The sequence below is a fragment of the Ensifer sp. LC11 genome, from assembly GCF_001695835.1.
Lineage (GTDB): Bacteria > Pseudomonadota > Alphaproteobacteria > Rhizobiales > Rhizobiaceae > Ensifer.
Genome location: NZ_MBSO01000063.1, coordinates 1 through 452 on the forward strand (window position 1 = coordinate 1; position 452 = coordinate 452).

Here is a 452-nt window from a genome sequence, read left to right on the forward strand (position 1 = left end):
AGATGTGTATAAGAGACAGGTCTGGATCGCCAAGCGCCAACCAAGGATGCGGCTTGAACCGCATCGCCTTGTCTTCATTGACGAAACATCCGTGAACACGAAGATGGTGCGGCTTCGCAGACGCTGCCCGCGCGGCGAACGATTGCAGATGGATGCGCCATTCGGCCATTGGGGAACACAGACTTTCATCGCCGCCTTGCGCTGTCATGGCCTGACCGCCCGTGGATCATTCACCACGCCATGAACCGCGTGTCATTCGACACTTACATCGAGACGCAACTTGCCCCGACGCTGTCGCCCGGCGACGTCGTCATTCTGGATAACCTCGCCGTCCACAAAAGTGCCAAAGCGGCTGAAGCCCTGAAGGAAAAAAGGGCCTGGTTCCTGTTCCTGCCGCCCTATTCACCCGATCTCAATCCCATCGAGATGGCTTTCTCGAAAATCAAAGCGCA

Annotated in this window: 1 pseudogene; it reads left to right on the forward strand. The window is 56.9% G+C overall.

Annotation, left to right across the window (positions count from 1 at the left end):
* Window positions 1-452 (forward strand): annotated as a pseudogene (locus BBX50_RS26815) (IS630 family transposase); the annotation flags it as partial.